Annotated in this window: 18 protein-coding genes; 7 read left to right on the forward strand and 11 right to left on the reverse strand. The window is 70.4% G+C overall.

All coding sequences use genetic code 11. From position 1 onward, the window contains the following. Positions 1-33: 33 nt before the first annotated feature. Positions 34-723 (reverse strand): response regulator, encoded by a 690-nt coding sequence (locus ACFYWI_RS00940; protein ID WP_389223438.1) that lies wholly within the window; start codon positions 721-723, stop codon positions 34-36. Next, positions 720-1,925: a sensor histidine kinase gene (locus tag ACFYWI_RS00945; RefSeq protein ID WP_389223441.1), complete on the reverse strand. Its 1,206-nt coding sequence runs from the start codon at positions 1,923-1,925 to the stop codon at positions 720-722. Before ACFYWI_RS00945 ends, ACFYWI_RS00940 begins: the two co-directional genes overlap by 4 nt. Positions 1,926-2,076: 151 nt before the next feature. Here ACFYWI_RS00945 and ACFYWI_RS00950 point away from each other — a divergent pair, with 151 nt between their 5' ends. Next, positions 2,077-2,655, forward strand: a complete 579-nt coding sequence (locus ACFYWI_RS00950) for a hypothetical protein (protein ID WP_389223444.1) — start codon at positions 2,077-2,079, stop codon at positions 2,653-2,655. A gap of 3 nt (positions 2,656-2,658) precedes the next feature. Here ACFYWI_RS00950 and ACFYWI_RS00955 read toward each other — a convergent pair whose 3' ends face one another. Continuing rightward, complete coding sequence (locus tag ACFYWI_RS00955) at positions 2,659-3,231, reverse strand: cob(I)yrinic acid a,c-diamide adenosyltransferase (protein WP_389223447.1); 573 nt, start codon at positions 3,229-3,231, stop codon at positions 2,659-2,661. Between the two features lie 220 nt (positions 3,232-3,451). Here ACFYWI_RS00955 and ACFYWI_RS00960 point away from each other — a divergent pair, with 220 nt between their 5' ends. The 3 genes from ACFYWI_RS00960 (at position 3,452) to ACFYWI_RS00970 (ending at position 7,422) form a co-directional block, all read left to right on the forward strand. Then, positions 3,452-4,300: a 3-hydroxyacyl-CoA dehydrogenase family protein gene (locus ACFYWI_RS00960; protein WP_389223450.1), complete on the forward strand. Its 849-nt coding sequence runs from the start codon at positions 3,452-3,454 to the stop codon at positions 4,298-4,300. Positions 4,301-4,426: 126 nt separating this feature from the next. Beyond that, positions 4,427-4,750 carry an STAS domain-containing protein gene (locus ACFYWI_RS00965; protein ID WP_389223453.1) on the forward strand — a complete coding sequence of 108 codons (324 nt, stop codon included), beginning with the start codon at positions 4,427-4,429 and terminating at the stop codon, positions 4,748-4,750. Positions 4,751-5,004: 254 nt separating this feature from the next. Then, positions 5,005-7,422 carry an ATP-binding protein gene (locus ACFYWI_RS00970; RefSeq protein ID WP_389223456.1) on the forward strand — a complete coding sequence of 806 codons (2,418 nt, stop codon included), beginning with the start codon at positions 5,005-5,007 and terminating at the stop codon, positions 7,420-7,422. Positions 7,423-7,504: 82 nt separating this feature from the next. Here the strand turns inward: ACFYWI_RS00970 and nucS are convergent, their stop codons facing one another. Further along, on the reverse strand, positions 7,505-8,167 hold the full coding sequence (gene nucS, locus ACFYWI_RS00975; protein ID WP_389223458.1) for an endonuclease NucS: 663 nt from the start codon (positions 8,165-8,167) through the stop codon (positions 7,505-7,507). Between the two features lie 289 nt (positions 8,168-8,456). On the opposite strand from nucS, the gene ACFYWI_RS00980 reads away from it, so the two are divergent. Then, entirely contained in the window at positions 8,457-8,849 is a 393-nt protein-coding gene (locus ACFYWI_RS00980) for an SCO5389 family protein (protein ID WP_389223461.1), read from the forward strand. Between the two features lie 95 nt (positions 8,850-8,944). Here the strand turns inward: ACFYWI_RS00980 and ACFYWI_RS00985 are convergent, their stop codons facing one another. Then, positions 8,945-9,976, reverse strand: a complete 1,032-nt coding sequence (locus tag ACFYWI_RS00985; protein ID WP_389223464.1) for an LLM class flavin-dependent oxidoreductase — start codon at positions 9,974-9,976, stop codon at positions 8,945-8,947. 211 nt (positions 9,977-10,187) lie between these two features. Between ACFYWI_RS00985 and ACFYWI_RS00990 the strand changes: the two genes are divergently transcribed. Next, positions 10,188-10,517, forward strand: a complete 330-nt coding sequence (locus ACFYWI_RS00990) for an ATP/GTP-binding protein (protein WP_389223467.1) — start codon at positions 10,188-10,190, stop codon at positions 10,515-10,517. Between the two features lie 17 nt (positions 10,518-10,534). Here ACFYWI_RS00990 and ACFYWI_RS00995 read toward each other — a convergent pair whose 3' ends face one another. The 3 genes from ACFYWI_RS00995 to ACFYWI_RS01005 all read right to left on the reverse strand — a co-directional run bounded on the left by ACFYWI_RS00995 (position 10,535) and on the right by ACFYWI_RS01005 (position 13,524). Next, positions 10,535-11,380 (reverse strand): ABC transporter permease subunit, encoded by an 846-nt coding sequence (locus ACFYWI_RS00995; protein WP_389223470.1) that lies wholly within the window; start codon positions 11,378-11,380, stop codon positions 10,535-10,537. Continuing rightward, positions 11,377-12,531, reverse strand: a complete 1,155-nt coding sequence (locus tag ACFYWI_RS01000; protein WP_389223473.1) for an ABC transporter ATP-binding protein — start codon at positions 12,529-12,531, stop codon at positions 11,377-11,379. Before ACFYWI_RS01000 ends, ACFYWI_RS00995 begins: the two co-directional genes overlap by 4 nt. A 117-nt stretch (positions 12,532-12,648) precedes the next feature. Beyond that, on the reverse strand, positions 12,649-13,524 hold the full coding sequence (locus ACFYWI_RS01005; RefSeq protein WP_389223476.1) for a hypothetical protein: 876 nt from the start codon (positions 13,522-13,524) through the stop codon (positions 12,649-12,651). Between the two features lie 220 nt (positions 13,525-13,744). On the opposite strand from ACFYWI_RS01005, the gene ACFYWI_RS01010 reads away from it, so the two are divergent. Continuing rightward, positions 13,745-14,722, forward strand: coding sequence for a hypothetical protein (locus tag ACFYWI_RS01010; RefSeq protein WP_389223479.1), 978 nt, complete (start codon positions 13,745-13,747; stop codon positions 14,720-14,722). Here ACFYWI_RS01010 and ACFYWI_RS01015 read toward each other — a convergent pair. The 3 genes from ACFYWI_RS01015 to ACFYWI_RS01025 form a co-directional block, all read right to left on the reverse strand. Further along, positions 14,703-15,482, reverse strand: coding sequence for an ABC transporter permease (locus tag ACFYWI_RS01015; protein WP_389223482.1), 780 nt, complete (start codon positions 15,480-15,482; stop codon positions 14,703-14,705). The two genes, ACFYWI_RS01010 and ACFYWI_RS01015, sit on opposite strands and share 20 nt — an antisense overlap. Positions 15,483-15,485: 3 nt before the next feature. Further along, positions 15,486-16,436, reverse strand: a complete 951-nt coding sequence (locus ACFYWI_RS01020) for an ABC transporter ATP-binding protein (protein WP_389223485.1) — start codon at positions 16,434-16,436, stop codon at positions 15,486-15,488. Positions 16,437-16,575: 139 nt separating this feature from the next. Next, positions 16,576-17,514: a cellulose-binding protein gene (locus tag ACFYWI_RS01025; protein ID WP_389223488.1), complete on the reverse strand. Its 939-nt coding sequence runs from the start codon at positions 17,512-17,514 to the stop codon at positions 16,576-16,578. Positions 17,515-17,591 lie beyond the last annotated feature (77 nt).

Raw genomic sequence — 17,591 nt, forward strand, 5'->3', positions numbered from 1 at the left:
CAGACCAAAGCGGGAGTGTGCGAGGGGCCGGTGTCAGATCCCCAACTCCTGGGCCAGGACGGCCGCTTGAACCCGGCTGCGCAGCCCCAGTTTCCCCAGCAGCCTGCTGACGTGCGTCTTCACCGTGGCCTCCGCCATCGACAGACGGCCCGCGATCTCGGCATTCGACAGCCCCTCGCCCAGACACGAGAGCACCTCGCGCTCCCGCCGGGTCAGTACGTCGAGGATCGCCGGATCAGGGGCGTCGGCCGACCGCACGGGCGCCGGGGCGGCGAACTCCGCGATCAGCCGGCGCGTCACCGCCGGCGCGATCAGACCTTCGCCGCGCGCCACCGTACGCACCGCCTCCAGCAGATCCCTCGCCTCGGTGTTCTTGAGCAAGAAGCCGGCGGCCCCGGCGCGCAGCGCCCCGAAGACGTACTCGTCCAGATCGAACGTCGTCAGGACCAGCACATCCGCCAGCTTCTCGGCGACGACCTGCCGGGTCGCCGAGACCCCGTCCAGCTTGGGCATCTGCACATCCATCAGCACCAGATCGGGGCGGAGCTCACGGGCCAGCCGTACCGCCTCCTCGCCGTCCCCGGCCTCACCGACCACCTCGATCTCCGGTGCGCTGCGCAGAATGAGGACCAGACCCGCGCGCACGGCGCTCTGGTCCTCGGCCACCAGCACCCGGATACCGCGCGTGCCGGGCTCGTGCGCCGGGGTCGTGGGAGAGGTCATGCCGATGGCTCCTTGTCGTTGAGCGCGGGCAGCACCGCCCGGACGCGCCAGATCTTCTGCGGTCCCCCGGGCGGGCCGGCGGCCGGACCCGCCTCGAACGTCCCGTCCAGCAGGACCACCCGCTCCTGCATCCCGACCAGGCCCGAACCGGAGCCCGGGGCCCTCGGCCCCGGCCGCCGCCCGAACGGGCTGGTCACCGTCACGACCAGCGGCTCACCCGTCACACCGGACACGCCGACACGCACCTCACCCGCGTCCGCATGCTTGATCGCATTGGTCAAGGACTCCTGGACGATCCGGTACGCAGCGAGCTCGACCGGCGCTGGCAGCCGCCCGCCGCCGTCCCTGCGGTCGTCGAGTGTGAACGTCAGTCCGCTCGACCTCCCGTTGCTCCTCGCCTGTGCCACCAGCGCTTCGAGGCCGTCCAGCGTGGGAGCCGCGGCCGGTTCGGCGTCACCGCTGCTGTCCCGCAGCAGCCCGATCAGCCGGCGCATCTCCGCAAGACCCTCGACGCTGTTCTCCCGGATCACCCCCAGCGCCTGCCGGGTGGTCGCCGCGTCGTCCAGCGAGAGCGCGGCCGTGGAGTGGATCGCGATCGCCGAGAGATGGTTGGCCACCATGTCGTGCAGCTCACGGGCCATCCGGGCACGCTCGGCCACCACCGCCTGGGTCCGGTCCATCTCCGCGAGCAGCGCGGTCTGCTCGGCGCGCAGACGGGCCGAGTCCGCGGCCTCACGATGGTTGCGGACGATCACGCCGCTGATCGCCGGGAAGAACGAGACCAGTGCCGTGATCACGCCGATGAGCAGTGCCACCGGGTCCCGCAGCCAGGCCAGGAAGCCGATCGTGACCCCGATGGTGATCATGCCGGTCGTCACCGGGATACGGCGGGCGGAGGCCGGGGTCCCGTACACCACGGCCGCGTAGACGAGGTCCGCGAACATCACGACCGTCGCGATGTTGCCCGGGGTGAACTGGTCCGCGACGACCGCGACCGTGCCGACGGCCAGCGCCGTACGGGGCATGGTCCGGCGCACGAGCTCCAGCGCGGCCGTCACCGTCAGCGGTACCAGCGCCGTCCACGCGGGCAGCGGGGCCCGGTCGCCCTGGCTGTGCAGCCCGAGGGACCACAGCAGCAGGCCGACGAGCAGACCGGCGACCGCGAAGAAGACGTCGTCGCGGTGCGGGCGGGGGAAGGTCACCCCTCCATCAAACACGGACAGAGCCCCGGGCTGCGTCCTCGCGGGGACGGATGCGCCGCTACATCGAAGGATGCAGTGCCACTTCGTCACTGACGACGACGAATCGTGCTCCGGCGGCCGGAAGTCTGGACGGGAACGAAGGGAGAGTGCCGTGATCGTCACGCTGATCGTCGTCTGCGAGGTCGGTTTCTGGGTGCTGCTGGCCGCGGGGCTGGCGCTGCGGTACCTGGCGAAGATGCGCAGGCTGGGCGCGGCCGTGCTGCTGCTGGAACCGCTGCTCGAGGTCGTGCTGCTGGTGGTGACCGCGATCGACCTCAAGAACGGCGCCGAGCCCAGCTGGAAGCACGGCCTGGCCGCTCTCTACATCGGCTACACCGTCGGCCACGGCCACCGCACGATCAAGTGGCTGGACGGCCACGCCGCCCACCGGCTCGGCGGCGCCCCCGCACCCGTGCCGCCACCGCGCTACGGCATGGCCCGGGCACGCCACGAGGGCCGCGTCTGGCTCGGCACGCTGGTGGCCGCCGTCGTCGCCACCGTGCTGCTGCAGGCGGCTGTCTGGTACGTGGACGACGCCGGCCGCAGCGGTTCGCTGCAGAGCTGGATGTACGCCTCGTGGCGGGCCGCCGGCATCCACGGCCTGGTCGCGCTCACCTACGTGATCTGGGCCAAGAAGCCCCCGGTGAAGGAGCGGAAGCGGGAGCGTGAGCCGGTGCGGGTCGGGCGCTAGGGGCTAGCGTTCCCCGCCCGGCACCCACAGCACGTCCCCGACCTCCTTGTTGGCCGTACGCGCCAGAATGAACAGGAGGTCGGAGAGCCGGTTGAGATACGTCGCCGTCAGCGCGTTCATCGTCTCGCCGTGCGTCTCCAGCGCCGCCCACGTCGAACGCTCCGCCCGCCGCACCACCGTGCAGGCCTGGTGCAGCAGTGCCGCCCCCGGGGTGCCGCCGGGAAGAATGAAGGAGCGCAGCTTCTCGAGATCCTCCAGGAAGTGGTCGCAGTCGGCCTCCAGCTTGTCGATGTACGACTGCTCGACCCGCAGCGGCGGGTACGCGGGGTCCTCGACCACGGGAGTGGAGAGGTCGGCGCCCACGTCGAACAGGTCGTTCTGCACACGGACGAGGACTTTCACGACATCCGGGTCGAGCTGTCCCAGTGCGATGGCCGTGCCGATGACGGCATTGGCCTCGTTGGCGTCGGCGTACGCGGAGATCCGCAGATCGGTCTTCGGGGTGCGGCTCATGTCGCCGAGAGCGGTGGTGCCCTGGTCGCCGGTACGGGTGTAGATGCGCGTCAGATTGACCATGTGGCCAGCGTAGTTAGCCTCCGGCCCGGTGGAAGCCACCTGTGCCCACCGTCACCGCCCGCGGCGCGAAACCCGCCGCTCCGGGCGGGGAATCGCCCCTGCCGGTGTGATGTCCGTCATTCGAGACGTGACGCGCATCTCTTCACCGCCACAGGGCACCTCACGGGCGCTAATCTCCGCCAGAGAGCGCACATGTAAAAAGCTGTTAAGGAGTGCCGCAGTGGCCAGGAAGCTCGCCGTCATCGGGGCCGGACTCATGGGGTCCGGCATCGCGCAGGTCTCGGCCCAGGCGGGCTGGGACGTCGTCCTGCGGGATGTCACCGACGCGGCTCTGACCCGCGGCCGGGACGGCATCAAGGCCTCGTACGACAGGTTCGTGGCCAAGGGCAAGCTCGAAGCGGCCGACGCCGACGCGGCGTTGGCGCGCATCACCGCCACGACCGACCTGGACGCCGTCGCCGACGCGGACATCGTCGTCGAGGCGGTCTTCGAGAAGCTCGAGATCAAGCACGAGATCTTCCGCGCTCTCGACAGGATCGTCCGGGACGACGCCGTCCTCGCCTCGAACACCTCCGCCATCCCGATCACCAAGATCGCGGCCGTGACGGAGCGTCCGGATCGCGTCGTCGGTACGCATTTCTTCTCGCCCGTCCCGATGATGCAGCTGTGCGAGCTGGTGCGCGGCTACAAGACCAGCGACGAAACCCTCGCCACCGCACGTGAGTTCGCCGAGTCGGTCGGCAAGACCTGCATCGTCGTCAACCGCGACGTCGCCGGCTTCGTCACCACCCGTCTCATCTCGGCGCTGGTCGTCGAGGCGGCCAAGCTGTACGAATCGGGCGTTGCCACCGCCGAGGACATCGACATCGCCTGCAAGCTGGGCTTCGGTCACGCGATGGGCCCGCTCGCCACCGCGGATCTGACCGGCGTCGACATCCTGGTGAACGCCACCAGCAACATCTACACCGAGTCCCAGGACGAGAAGTTCGCCCCGCCGGAGCTGATGCGCCGGATGGTGGATGCCGGTGACATCGGCCGCAAGAGCGGGCAGGGCTTCTACAAGCACTGATCCGCCATCACCCCGGGGGGTGAATTCGGTATCGGTTCGCTTACAAGCAGCAACCGCTTGCGCAGTACGGCAGTCAGTGGTTGCAAAGAAAGACGTGACGTCACAGAGCACTCTCGGGGAGCGCATATGCACATCAGGGGCGACCACACCGAGCTGGTCGTCGGGGGCCGCCTCGACGTCCGCAGCGCGGCGGACGCCCGTACGGTGCTGCACTCGGCCGTCGACGACGGTGCCGGCGACCTGATCCTCGACCTGACGCATCTCGACTCCTGGGACGCCACCGGGCTCGGGGTCATCATGGGTGCGCACCGGCGGGCCGGCCGGTGCGGCCGACGGCTCGTGCTGCGCGGCGTACCGCCGCAGATGCAGCGCCTGCTGGTGGCCACCCGGCTCCACCGGATCCTGGCCATCGAAGGCGGCATCGCGGCCGAATCACTCCCTCGGGTCTGAACGGTCCGAGGTCGCAATCCTCACGAGAGCATCACGTCCGGGACCGGGTGGTACCCCGCCGGTTTCGCGATGCCGTGCGAACGTCTAGGGTTCGATCGCCTGCCCTTTCGACGGACCCGTCAGGTGGGCACCGGACCGAAGCGACAGCGGGCGTGCACCAAGGCCGGGAGGGCATCCGCACGCGGCTCCGGCACCAGGATTCCTCGATCTTGGCGGAGCGAGGCTAGAGCGAACCGCATCTGGGGGCTTTGAGCATGGACAACGACAGCTTCGGCGACGGCATCGGACCGGCGCGCCCGCCGCGTGATGCCATCACGCCGGACCGCGCACCGGTACCGGCGCTCGCCCGCACGGTTCAGCTCGTGGCGGGCGACTTCCTGCTCACCGTCAACCCGGTCGACGGCAGCGAGATCGAGCCCTGCCCGCCCGGGCAGCAGCCCGGCCGGCCCGTGAGGCACACCGCCGTCGAGCGCGCCGAACTGCAGCGTGCCGCGCAGCCGCCCGTGCCGCCGGGGCCCGCCTCGCCGCGGCTGCCGCTGCTGGAGCGGGACGAGGAGCGCGAGCGGCTGGTACGGCTGCTGGGCCGGGGCCGTTCCGTCCGGCTCACCGGCCCCGCGGGCTCCGGCCGCAGCACCCTCCTCGACGCCGTCGCCGAGCGGTGCGGGGGCTTCGCACCCGACGGCGTCATACGGCTCAGCGGCTGTCACCGCACGCCCGCCGAACTGCTCCAGGAACTGTTCGCCCTCGTCTACGCCGCGCCCCGGCACCGCCCGGCCCCCGAGGCGTTCGCCGGGTTCGTCCGCGAGATCGGCGCGATCGTCATCCTCGACGACCTCGAGTTCGGTGGCGCCTCGCTCGACGAGCTGCTGGACGCCGCACCCGAGTGCGCCTTCCTGGTCGCGGCGAGCCCCGACGTCCCCTCGCCGACCCCCGACTCCCACCTCGAAGAGGTCTTCCTCAGCGGTCTCGGCCGGTCCGCCGCCCTGGAACTGCTGGAGCGCACCGTTGACCGGCCGCTCAGTGAGGATGAGCAGAACTGGGCCGGCGACCTGTGGTTCGAGTCCGAGGGCCTGCCCCTGCGCTTCGTCCAGGCGGGCGCGCTGCTGCGGCAGTGCGACAGCCTGCGCGCCGACTCCGAGGCGTTCGAGGAGTTCGCGCCCTTCGCCGCCGCCCAGGGCAACGACGTACCCCTGCCCACGCTGGGAGAAGGGGCCGCACCCGCCTCGCTCCTCGCCTCCCGGCTCGGCGAGTCCGCCCGCCAGACCCTGCGCTTCGCCGTCGCGCTGGGCGGCGAGGTGCCGAACCAGGCGCATCTGCCGGCACTCATCGGCGACACCCACGCCGACGCCGCGGTCGGCGAGCTGATGAGCTGCGGACTGCTCACCCCGGTCGGCACGCGCTACCGGCTGGCCGCCGGTGTCCTCGCGCAGCTCACCGAGAAGGGCTACGGGGAGGACGCGGTCGCCAAGGCGCACAACGCGGCCCAGCACTACGCCTGGTGGGCCGGGCATCCTTCGGTCACGCCCGAGCGCGCCGTCGCCGAGGCGGACGCCATCCTTGCCGCCCTCGGCACTCTGGTGCCGGGGAGCGAGCCCGGACACACCGGCGCAGCCGTGCTGCTCGCCCGCAGCGCCGCGCCCGCATTCGCCACGGGGCAGCACTGGGGAGCCTGGGAGCGGACCCTGAGAGCCGGCTCCGAAGCCGCCCGAATAGCGGGCGAGGTGTCCGAAGAGGCGTACTTCCACCACGAGTTGGGCGTGCTCGCGCTGTGCACCGGAAGTCTGGACCGGGCCAGGGCCGAGCTGGAGGCCTCCATCGCCCTGCGCGGCGCGCTGGCCGACAAGAGCGGCACCGTCGCGGGACGCCGGGCGCTGGCCCTGGTCGCGGACCGTGAGACAGGACCCGGGACGGCCGGCCGCAGCGCACAGGGCGAGGCCCCGGCAGCGCCGGCACGGTCCGAGGGACCGGCCTCACCGCCCCGCGGCATACCGGCGGCCCGCGCCCTTGCCGCCCTGGAGGCGGGCGTGACGCCGTCGCAGCCCCGGGTCAGGTCCACGGACGAGACGGCGACGATCGTGACGCGTCGCGACACGGCCGAGGACACCGAGCTGCCCACCGGGCCCCGCGCGATCCTCTTCGGCGCCCGCCGCAACCTTGTTGCCGTGAGCGCGGGCGCGCTCCTCGCCGCGGTCCTGGGCACGGTGGTCACCCTCGGCTCGCTCTCCGGCGACAAGGACGTGCCGGGCGACGACGTCGGGACCGGCCAGTCCGTGAACGAGAACGACACCACCGACGGCTGGGACTCCTCGGATCCGGCCGTCGACCCGGCGGACGACGAGGGCAAGGCCGACGAGGTGAAGAGCGCCAAGCCGTCGGACTCCGCCACGCCGAGTCCGAGCATGCCGGCGGGCGACCCCTCGGCGCCGGGGGACGAGCCGTCGCCGAGCTCATCGAAGCCGGGCAGCAAGCCGTCGTCCCACAAGCCGCCGACGAGCACTCCGCGGCCGCCGTCGTCGAGGCCGCCCACTCCGACTCCGACGCCGTCCCAGAGCACGCCTTCGCAGACTCCGACGACGCCACCCGCGTCGCCGTCACCCAGCGGCGCCAGCTCGATCACGAGCAGCGCCCCCGCCTCGTCGGACGGCTCCGCGTCCTCCTCACCGGTGATCTGAGCCCACCGCGCGGCACCGCGCACCACAGGTACGGCCCCGGGCGCTGCCGCCCGGGGCCGTACCTGTTCACAGCTGAGAGAAGTCAGAAGAGCCGGAGCTTGTCGTCCTCGATGCCGCGCAGTGCGTTGTAGTCGAGCACCACACAGCCGATCCCGCGGTCCGTCGCCAGCACCCGTGCCTGCGGCTTGATCTCCTGCGCCGCGAACAGGCCCTTCACCGGGGCCAGATGCGGGTCGCGGTTGAGCAGCTCCAGATAACGCGTGAGCTGCTCCACGCCGTCGATCTCGCCGCGTCGCTTGATCTCCACCGCCACCGTCGCACCGTCGGCGTCCCGGCACAGGATGTCCACCGGGCCGATGGCCGTGGGGTATTCGCGCCGGATCAGGCTGTAGCCGTCGCCGAGTGTCTCGATCCGGTCGGCGAGAAGCTCCTGGAGGTGTGCTTCCACGCCGTCCTTGATGAGGCCGGGGTCCACACCGAGTTCATGCGACGAGTCATGGAGGATTTCCTCCATGGTGATGATCAGTTTCTCGCCTGCTTTGTTCACCACGGTCCACACGCTGTCGTCGCCCTCCTTCAGCGTGCACGGCGGCGACATCCAGTTCAGTGGTTTGTACGCCCGGTCGTCGGCGTGGATGGAGACGCTGCCGTCGGCCTTGACCAGGATCAGCCGGGGGGCGGAGGGCAGATGGGCGGTGAGCCGGCCCGCGTAGTCCACGGAGCAGCGGGCGATGACGAGGCGCATGGTCGGCAACGCTACTCGACGTACGCCCTCGCGCGCGATTCTCCCGCCCGTCGCCCGCTGCCACCGTTGTGCGAGTCCCGACGGGTCGCCCTTCTTGTCCCCTTCGTTATTTGGCCGGTTGTGGTCCCAATCTCCTGGTGCGGTCCGGACAGCGCACTTACCGTGGAAGCGGGAGGTCGCAGCACGTGCACTCTGCGTGTTCGTGCGCCGTTGGTATGCCGGCGTACGTCCGCTTCCTCCTTCCCTGCCCGTAAGGCCCCGTATTTTCGGGGCCGCGAGAGGAGAACCCATGTCGCTCGACGTCTCACCGGCGCTGTTGGAACAGGCCGAGCGAGGCGAGGTCGACGAAGCAGCATTCGTCGACTGCGTCCGGACCTCCCTGCCCTACGCATGGGAGATGATCAGTTCGCTGGTGGCTCAGCTGAAGGTGGACGGCGGGGACTTCGCCGACAACCAGACGCCTCCGCCGGACGAGCAGGCACGTGGTCAGCTGCTGCGCGCGCTCGCGAGTGACGCGATTCGCGGCGCGCTGCAACGGCACTTCGGAGTGCGTCTGGCATTCCAGAACTGCCACCGCGTCGCGGTGTTCCCGCTGGACCCCTCGGTCGACGAGCGGCTCGCCCGCTTCACCTCCATACGGGGCCAGCTGCTCAATCAGTCGCCCGAACTGCGCGACTGCTGAAGTCTTCTGCTGCCGCTCCCCATCATGGGAGGTGCAATTGGTGACGGAGCGGCAGCACCTCCCGTACGAACTGGACGAGCCGTCGCAGTGTGCCCTCAGCCGAGCAGGGACAGCACCTCGGCACCCAGCCGCCGTACGTTCTCCTCGGTGGCGGCGAGATCGCCCGAGCCCTCGGCGAGCAGTGCGAAGCGGGTGATCCCGGTGCGCTCGGCAGTCGCTGCGAGACGGTCGGCCGCCAGCCGCGGCGGACCCACGGGGTGCAGTGCGCACAGCAGTTCCGTGTACGCCACGGGGTCGCGCATCGCGCGGTGCCGGCCGTCGATCGTCACATGGGCGTCCAGGCCCTGTTTCAGCCAGCCGGGCATCGCCTTCACCAGGGTCTCGGTGGCCTCGCGGCTGTGGTCGGCGATCTGGACCACGCCGGCCGACACATGGCCCGCAGCCGCGACCTCCTCGGGCGAGCGGCCCGCGGCCAGCGCGTGCCTGCGCCACAATGCGACCATGTCCGCCTTGTCCGTATCGCCGCAGTGCATCCCGAGGAGCATCGGCAGCCCGCGCTCGGCGGCGAGCCGCACGCTCTTCGGGGACGTGCAGGCGACGATGACCTCGGGTCCGTGCGGCGGGCCGTCGAACAGCTCGTCGGGCCGTGGCACGACCGGCACCTCGCGGAAGCTGAACCGCTCGCCCTGGGCGGCGACTTCGGGCTCGCGCAGCCAGCGCAGCAGCAGATCCAGGGATTCGGGGAAGCCTGACTCGTACGCCGCGAGGCCGGAGCCGAACACCTCCAGATCGACCCAGGGTCCGCCGCGGCCGACTCCGAGCGTGAACCGCCCTCCCGAGGTGAGATGCAGCAGTGCGGACTGCTCGCCGAGCGCCACCGGATGCACGCTCGGCAGGACACTCACGGCCGTGCCGACGCGGATCCGCCTGGTGCGGCCGAGCAGCAGCGCCGCAAGAGTCACGGCCGACGGGCACACGCCGTACGGGACGAAGTGGTGTTCCGCCAGCCATACGGAATCCAGCCCGGATTCCTCCGCGACCTCGGCGGTCCGCACCGCGCGGTGCAACGCCTCCCCCTGCCCCTGGCCCGGGAACTGGGCCGCCAGTACGAACGTTCCAACGCGCATCGCCTTTTGCCTCCTTGCGGCCGACGCGTCACTCCCCCACTGGCAACAACGCCTGACACGTGCCAAAGGCACGGCCGAACGTGAAGTTGTTGCGATTGTCCGGTAACTGCCCCCCTGGGCGGGCACCGTCTCACCCCGAGCGGGCGAGTACCCAGGACTGCCGCCCTTACGCTGGAAGGGAACTGTCCGGACTTGCCCCGTGAGGTGTCACGTGTCCCCGCGCCGCAACCGCCCCCGTGGCGGCGACCGACCCACCGAGAGCTCAGGCGAGCCGGGAGAGCGGTACGGCGGCTTCGGCGCAGCTGAGTCCTGGCAGGGCGAGGAGTGGTCGGTGCGCCATGTCGCCGGCGCACGTGCCGTCGGCAAGCGGTACCGCTGCCCCGGCTGCGACCAGGAGATCCCCTCGGGGATGCCGCATGTGGTGGCCTGGCCCGAGCACGGTGGCGTCGAGGACCGCAGGCACTGGCACAAGGCGTGCTGGAACGCGAAGGACCGCCGCACCTCGAGGGTGCAGCGGTCCCGTAATGCGCCGAAGTACTGAAAGGGCCGTCCCGGGGGTCAGACGTCCCGGGAGCTGAGCGAGGCGAAGGCGCCGGCCATCGCGACCGCCGTCACGCCGAAGATGATCCACACGGGTTCCCAGCCGATCGGACCCGAGCCGGCTTCGGTGGTCTGGCCGTAGATGCCGATCAGCTGGCTCGGGATCGCGTACTCCAGAAGGAACTTCTGCACCTTCTCGAGTGACTCCGAGAACATGAACATCGCCGCCACCAGCGGCAGCAGCATGACGCCGATCATGATCGTGATTGCGCCGGCCGAGTGCCGGATCATCGCGCCGACGGCCAGCGACAGCAGGCCGAGCGTCGCGACGTAGAGGCCGACGCCGACCGTGGCGCGCAGCCACTGGTCGGTGGTCGCCTCCGCCGCGTCCACCATCGACGTCTGGAACGCGGCGACGAGCGCGGCGATCACGGTCGTGAGGGTGAAGACCAGCAGGAAGAAGACGATCGACTTGGCGGCCAGCACCCGGCCCCGGCTGGGGCAGGCGGTCAGGGTCGTACGGATCATGCCGGTGCCGTATTCGGACGCGATGGTGAGCACGCCCAGCGTCATCACACAGATCGAGCCGAGCAGCACGCCGAAGAAGCCGAGGCCGAGCGCGGGCTCGCCCTCCATCCGGACGTCCTGGCCCGCCACGAGCGCCGCGACACCGAGACCGATGGAGAGCATCAGCGCGATCATGACGCCGAGCGTCCACATCGTCGAGCGCACCGAGCGGATCTTGGTCCACTCGGAGGCGAGGGCGTCGCCGAGGTGGGCGTTGCGCAGCGGGATCGGGGAGGCGTACGCGGCGACGGGCGCGCCCGGCTGCTGATAGCCCGGCTGCTGGTAGGGGGTGGTCATCGGGCGTCCTCGGGCTTGGTCAGGTCGGCGGGGGCGGCAGCAGCGGCCGGGGGAGCGGTGGGCGGAGCGACAGCCGGGGCCGGTGCACCGGGCGCGACGGCCGCATACGGGTTCTGGCCGGGCTGAGGCGGCGGCGGGGCGTAGAAGCCGTGCTGCGGCACCTCGGGGATCTGCTGCTGCGGCGGGAGGTGGTAACCCATCGGCTGCTGCTGCATCAGGCCCGACTTCTGATCCGCGGTCGAGCGGTAGTCGACGGCGCCCTGCGTCATCCGCATGTACGCCTCCTCGAGCGAGGCCTGGTGCGGCGACAGCTCCCACACCCGCACATCCGCCTCGTGCGCCAGATCGCTGATGCGCGGCAGCGCCAGCCCGGTCACCCGCAGCGCCCCGTCCGGCTCGGGCATGACCTGCCCGCCGGCCTCGGTCAGCGCCGCCGAGAGCTTCTCGCGTGCCTGCGGATCGGTCTGCGGCGTACGCACCCGGGCGAAGTCCGCGGAGTTGTGCGAGATGAAGTCCTTGACGCTCATGTCGGCCATGAGCTGCCCGCGGCCGATCACGATCAAGTGGTCGGCCGTGAGCGCCATCTCGCTCATCAGGTGCGAGGAGACGAACACCGTACGGCCCTCGGCGGCCAGCTGCTTCATCAGATTGCGCACCCAGAGGATGCCCTCGGGGTCGAGGCCGTTGACCGGCTCGTCGAACAGCAGCACCTGCGGGTCGCCGAGGAGTGCGGCGGCGATACCGAGCCGCTGCCCCATGCCGAGCGAGAAGCCCTTGGAGCGCCTCTTGGCCACATCCTGCAGACCGACGACACCGAGCACCTCGTCGACGCGGCGGGCCGGGATGCCCGACAGCTGGGCGAGGGAGAGCAGATGGCTGCGGGCACTGCGCCCGCCGTGCACCGCCTTGGCGTCGAGCAGCGCACCGACCTGGCGTGGAGCGTTCGGCAGCTGCCGGAAGGGCCGCCCGCCGATGGTCACCTGCCCCTCGGTCGGCCGGTCGAGGCCGAGGATCATGCGCATGGTGGTGGACTTGCCGGCGCCGTTGGGCCCGAGGAATCCGGTGACGGCACCGGGCCGCACCTGGAAGGAAAGGTTGTACACGGCTGTCTTGGCGCCATAGCGCTTCGTCAGGCCGATTGCCTCGATCATTCTCCAGCCCCATCGACTTTCGGGTCGTCGGGGCCCAGGCCGTGCAGCCGTACGCCCCCGTAAGAGTTAGGAGGATAACCAGGGCTTGACGGTTCCGGGCAAGGCATAACGCTCTGGCTACGATTCCAGGAAGCCGCCCAGCGGCGGCAGGTCGTCGTACAGCCTCAGCTCGGCCGAATCGTCGACGTACGGCAGGAAGTCGGTCTGCGGCAGCACCCAGCCCTCCTCACCGAAGATCCGCGTTCCCTGCTCCCTCACCGACCGGTCCGCGCCCGCCCTGTGCACCCACGCCGCCGGATCCGGCCCCAGCAGCTCGCGCAGCCGGGCGGACTCCGCGAGCAGACCCGTGAGCAGCTCCGCCTGGTCACCGCCGCCGGGGCGGGGGGTGCCACCGGGCCCGGACAGGACGCCGTGCGCGCTGAAGTAGATGTACGCACCGCTCAGCCGCTCGCCGGACGGCATGGTCATGGGGAAGGTGTCGCCGGGCAGAATCGCCCGCCGGTAGTCCGGGAACTCTGTGGCGTCCACGGCCTTGAGCTGCGCCGAGTCCAGCCATGTGACGACCAGGACCGCCTCCGCCTCCGGGTCGACGAACGGCGTGCCCGCGACGTAGCCGGCCGGGCTGATGTGGCCCGAGCAGCCGACCCCGATCCCGCGCACCCGCACCGGGACCATCGGAACGGCCGCGGGGAGCCCGAGCCGGCTCAGCTTGTGACTGACCTGCCCCGGAGAGGCATTGGAGCCGATCGCGATCACCGGGTGCCGGTGGCCCGTGCCGGCCTGGCCGAGCCCGGCGAGGGCCTCGTCCAGCCGCCGCTGCTGGGCCTGCTCCTCCACGTACCACTCGCCGAGCCGCAGCGGCCGGACGTCCAGCTGCAGCAGCTGGTCGCCGGTCAGCAGGGACGGTTCGGGCGTCGGCCGGCCCGGATAGGTCAGCGGCTCCTTGGCCGGCACGGTGTCCAGGCCCAGGGCTTCGAGGCTGCGGTCCTTCACGGTGACGCCCTTCGGGTTGGTCGCGGCAACGGGCAGAGCCTTCCACGGCAGGTCTACCCGCGCCGAGCGTACGGGACCCCCGCCGGATAGGGGTTGCCCCCTGGCCGCACCGGGCAGGAAGATCAACCCTGGACAGTAACCAACCGAGCGGAGAAGGCAGTTGAGCCGGTTGCCCAAGTGGCTGGGGCGGCGCAGACCGCACCCCAGGTATCGGACATCCATGCGATGGTGGATCGCCGCGCGCTCGGTCTCCGCCCTCATCCTGATGACGCTCGGCGCGCTGACCGCCCTGGCCGTGGTGATCGCAACCGTCTGGACGCTCACCGAGGAGTCCGGCCGCAGCATGGGGGAGCGGCTGCGGGACGGCGAGGGGCTGATGAACCTGACTCTGGAAGCGTTGCGAGCCTGCGTCGGCACGGACAATCTGAGTCCGGAGAAGGACAGCCTGGCCCATCAGCTGCTGGCCACGCTGGCGTCGGTCACCGGCGCCCTCGCGCCCGCCGTGGTGCTGGGAATCGTACTGATCAAGATGTTCGCCCTGCGGCCCTTCATCTGGCGGCAGCGGGCGAGCGTCTCGCACGCCTGGTCCACGGACTTCCCCGGGTATGCGCGGCTGCATGCGCAGAGCGACGCCGGCATCATCGCGGTGCGTTTTTACAATCACCTCGACAACCTCTCCGTGGTCGATCTGCGTGCCCGGGTCCATCTGCGCTATCTGGAGCGCTCCCCGCACGACGGCAGCCTGGTCATCTACAAGAAGTGGCTGAAGGTGCTGGACGAGAAGGGGGAGCCGGCCGACGAGCGCTCGTGGCTGGCGGTGGAGCGCGGCGCGCCGTTCACGGTCTGGATACCGGTCGACGCCCCCGTGTCGGCGCTGCCGGTCACCCGGATCCAGGGCAAGGACCTCAGCCGGTCACAAGGCGCCAAGCTGCTGGTCCGGCTCACCGCGCGGACCGTCGGGATGGGCACCGAGGTGGTCGACGAGCGCTGGTTCGACCTGGAGGGCGACGACTTCGAGATCGGCCGCTTCGTGCCGCTGCAGCCGAATCTGGACAAGGATGTGTGGGCCTGGCGCGGTTGGTCGGGCTTCGACGACCTGTTGCCCGACGAGGGCAACCCGCCGACCGGCGACGGCGGTACGTCGCCGGCCGGGGACGCCCCGGCCGGGACGGTGCCCTCTACGCGTCCCGCTTCTTGAGCACCAGGTAGCCGCCCAGCAGCGACGCCGCGACCCACAGCAGCATGATCCCCAGCCCGCCCCACGGGCCGTACGGGGCCTCCTCGCTGTTCATCGCTTCGGGGACGACCTGCATGATCTTCGAGCCGGCCTGGTCCGGGAAGTAGCGGGCGACGTCCTTCGCGCCCGGAACCGCGGAGAGAATCTGCGAGACCAGGAAGAAGAACGGCATCAGGATGCCGAGCGACAGCATCGAGCTGCGCAGCATCGTCGCGACGCCCATCGAGAACAGCGCGATCAGGCCCATGTAGAGGCCGCCGCCGATCACCGCCCGCAGCACGTTGTCCTCGGCGAGCGTGGTGCGGTGCTCACCCAGCAGGGCCTGGCCGATGAAGAAGGTCAGGAAACTCGTCGCCATACCGACCGCCAGCGCCAGCAGCCCGGCCACCGCGATCTTGCTGAACAGGAAGGTGGCGCGCTGCGGCACAGCGGCCAGCGAGGTACGGATCATTCCGGAGCTGTATTCGGTGCCGATGACCAGGACGCCGAAGACGACCATCGCCAGCTGCCCCAGGATCATCCCGGAGAAGCTCAGGAACGTCGGGTCGAAGGTGACCTGCTCGGCCTCCGGCAGATCGCTGAACGTCGCGTTCATCAGCGCGCACAGCGCGGCGCTCATCGCGACCGTCACGGCCAGCGCGCTGATCAGGGTCCAGGTGGTGGACGAGACCGTACGGATCTTGGTCCACTCCGACTGGAGCACCGCGGGTACGGATGCCATGGGTCAGGCCCCCTTGTCGCGTGGGCCCCACTGCGGTGCGGGGCCGGTGGTGGAGTGCGCGTGGTACTCCACCGCGCCTGCCGTCATCTGCATGAATGCCTCTTCCAGCGAGGCGCGTTGGGCGCTCAGCTCGTGCAGCACGATCCGGTGCTCCGCGGCCAGCTCACCCAGCTGCTCGGTGGTGGCGCCGTCGATCTCCAGCGTGCCGTTTCCGGACTCGACGGCGATCAGGCCGGAAGTGTGCAGCACATCGCGCAGCCGCTCCTGCTGCGGTGAGCGGAGGCGTACATAACTGCGCGAGTTCTGGTGGATGAAATCGGCCATGGAGGTATCGGCCAGTAGCCGTCCCTGCCCGATCACGATCAAGTGATCGGCGGTGAGCGCCATTTCACTCATCAGATGCGAGGAGACGAAGATCGTCCGTCCTTCGGAGGCCAGGGTCTTCATCAGATTGCGGATCCAGTGAATTCCCTCGGGGTCCAGCCCGTTGACCGGCTCGTCGAACATCAGGATCTCCGGATCGCCGAGCAGGGCGGAGGCGATTCCCAGCCGCTGGCCCATACCGAGCGAGAAACCCTTGGTCTTTTTCTTCGCCACCGCCGTAAGCCCGACCATGTCGAGGACGTCGGCGACCCGGCCCGCCGGGATGCGGTTCGCCTGGGCGAGACAGAGCAGATTGTTGTACGCGCTGCGGCCGCCGTGCACCGCCTTGGCGTCCAGCAGTGCGCCGATGTACTTCAGCGGTTCCTCGAGGTCCCGGTAGTGCTTGCCGTCGATCCGGACCTTCCCGCTGGTGGGGTTGTCCAGATCGAGCATCATCCGCATCGTCGTCGACTTGCCCGCCCCGTTCGGCCCGAGAAAGCCGGTCACCACGCCCGGCCGGACCGTGAAGGAGAGATGGTCGACAGCCACGGTGCTGCCGAAGTGTTTGGTGAGACCCTCGAGCTCGATCATGTGTTCACGCTAAGGGTGCGTTCCGGCCCGCGCCACCGGGTTCGGCCAACGGGACAGGGCCACTTCGCAACCGGCCGCCGACGTACGAGTGCCCGGCACCACAGGGGTGCCGGGCACTCGCCCGCGTACGAACGAAGCGTCAGCGGGACTGCTGCGCGGGGACGCCGCGGGAGATCGGCTCGTCGTCGGCGGGGCTGCCGGTCGCAGCGACCGCCGCACCGGTCAGGGTCGCCAGCATCTCGCGGACGTTGGTCAGCTGGGCGTTGATCGAGTCGCGGCGGTTGGTGAGCGCCGCCAGCTCGCGCTCCGATTCGCTGCGGATCCGGTCGGCCTTGGCGTTGGCGTCGGCCACGATGTCCTCGGCCTGGCGCTGAGCGGTCTCCACCGTCTGGCGGGCACGGCGCTCGGCGTCCGTACGCAGCTTCTCGGCCTCCAGGCGCAGCTGCTCGGCCCGGTGCTCGATCTCGGCCAGGCGCTTCTCGGCCTTGGCCTGACGCGACGCCAGGTCACGCTCGGACTGCTCGCGGCGCTTGGCGAGGTTGGTCTCGAAGTCGGCGGCGGCCTGGGCGGCCTTCGCGCGGGTCTCCTCGAAGAGCGCGTCCGCCTCCTCGCGCTTGGACTGAGCGTCCTTCTGCGCATCGGAGCGCAGCGTCTGCGCGTCGCCCTTCGCCTTCTCGACGATACGGACGCCCTCGTCCTCGGCCTTGGCCTTGCGCTCGGTGGCGAACGACTCGGCGTCGTTGCGCACCTGCTGGGCGGCGGACTCGGCGAGTTCACGGTGCTGCTCGGCCGCGCGGCGGGCCTCCTCGCGCAGGTCCTTCGCCTCCTCCTCGGCGAGGCGGAGGATCTTCTCGACGCGCGCACCGAGACCGGCGTACGACGGCTCCGCGTCGCTGACCTGGGCCTGGGCGTTCTGCGTCTCGAGGTGGAGCTCCTCGATGCGCTTTTCCAGAGAAGTGATTCGGGTCAGAGCACTATCACGGTCGGCGACGAGTTTGGTAATGCGGTCATCCACCTGACCGCGGTCGTAACCACGCCGCACGAGCTCGAAGCCGAAGGGGGAGGAAGTGTCGCTCATGGGGTTCCTGTCAATGAGACCGGTGAGGTGTTAGGGGGAATCCTAGGGGCCGAAGCGGCGTGTCATCGAGCGGATGC

Origin of the sequence: Streptomyces sp. NPDC002889 (assembly GCF_042888425.1) — a bacterium.
In the GTDB taxonomy this organism is placed as follows: domain Bacteria; phylum Actinomycetota; class Actinomycetes; order Streptomycetales; family Streptomycetaceae; genus Streptomyces.

Excerpts from the sequence above, each read along its gene's own strand:
- ACFYWI_RS00940 (WP_389223438.1), bottom strand. The coding sequence starts at position 723 with ATGACCTCTCCCACGACCCCGGCGCACGAGCCCGGCACGCGCGGTATC.
- ACFYWI_RS00955 (WP_389223447.1), bottom strand. The coding sequence starts at position 3,231 with ATGGTCAATCTGACGCGCATCTACACCCGTACCGGCGACCAGGGCACC.
- ACFYWI_RS00965 (WP_389223453.1), top strand. The coding sequence starts at position 4,427 with ATGCACATCAGGGGCGACCACACCGAGCTGGTCGTCGGGGGCCGCCTC.
- ACFYWI_RS00970 (WP_389223456.1), top strand. The coding sequence starts at position 5,005 with ATGGACAACGACAGCTTCGGCGACGGCATCGGACCGGCGCGCCCGCCG.
- nucS (WP_389223458.1), bottom strand. The coding sequence starts at position 8,167 with ATGCGCCTCGTCATCGCCCGCTGCTCCGTGGACTACGCGGGCCGGCTC.
- ACFYWI_RS00980 (WP_389223461.1), top strand. The coding sequence starts at position 8,457 with ATGTCGCTCGACGTCTCACCGGCGCTGTTGGAACAGGCCGAGCGAGGC.
- ACFYWI_RS00985 (WP_389223464.1), bottom strand. The coding sequence starts at position 9,976 with ATGCGCGTTGGAACGTTCGTACTGGCGGCCCAGTTCCCGGGCCAGGGG.
- ACFYWI_RS00995 (WP_389223470.1), bottom strand. The coding sequence starts at position 11,380 with ATGACCACCCCCTACCAGCAGCCGGGCTATCAGCAGCCGGGCGCGCCC.
- ACFYWI_RS01000 (WP_389223473.1), bottom strand. The coding sequence starts at position 12,531 with ATGATCGAGGCAATCGGCCTGACGAAGCGCTATGGCGCCAAGACAGCC.
- ACFYWI_RS01010 (WP_389223479.1), top strand. The coding sequence starts at position 13,745 with ATGCGATGGTGGATCGCCGCGCGCTCGGTCTCCGCCCTCATCCTGATG.
- ACFYWI_RS01015 (WP_389223482.1), bottom strand. The coding sequence starts at position 15,482 with ATGGCATCCGTACCCGCGGTGCTCCAGTCGGAGTGGACCAAGATCCGT.
- ACFYWI_RS01020 (WP_389223485.1), bottom strand. The coding sequence starts at position 16,436 with ATGATCGAGCTCGAGGGTCTCACCAAACACTTCGGCAGCACCGTGGCT.
- ACFYWI_RS01025 (WP_389223488.1), bottom strand. The coding sequence starts at position 17,514 with ATGAGCGACACTTCCTCCCCCTTCGGCTTCGAGCTCGTGCGGCGTGGT.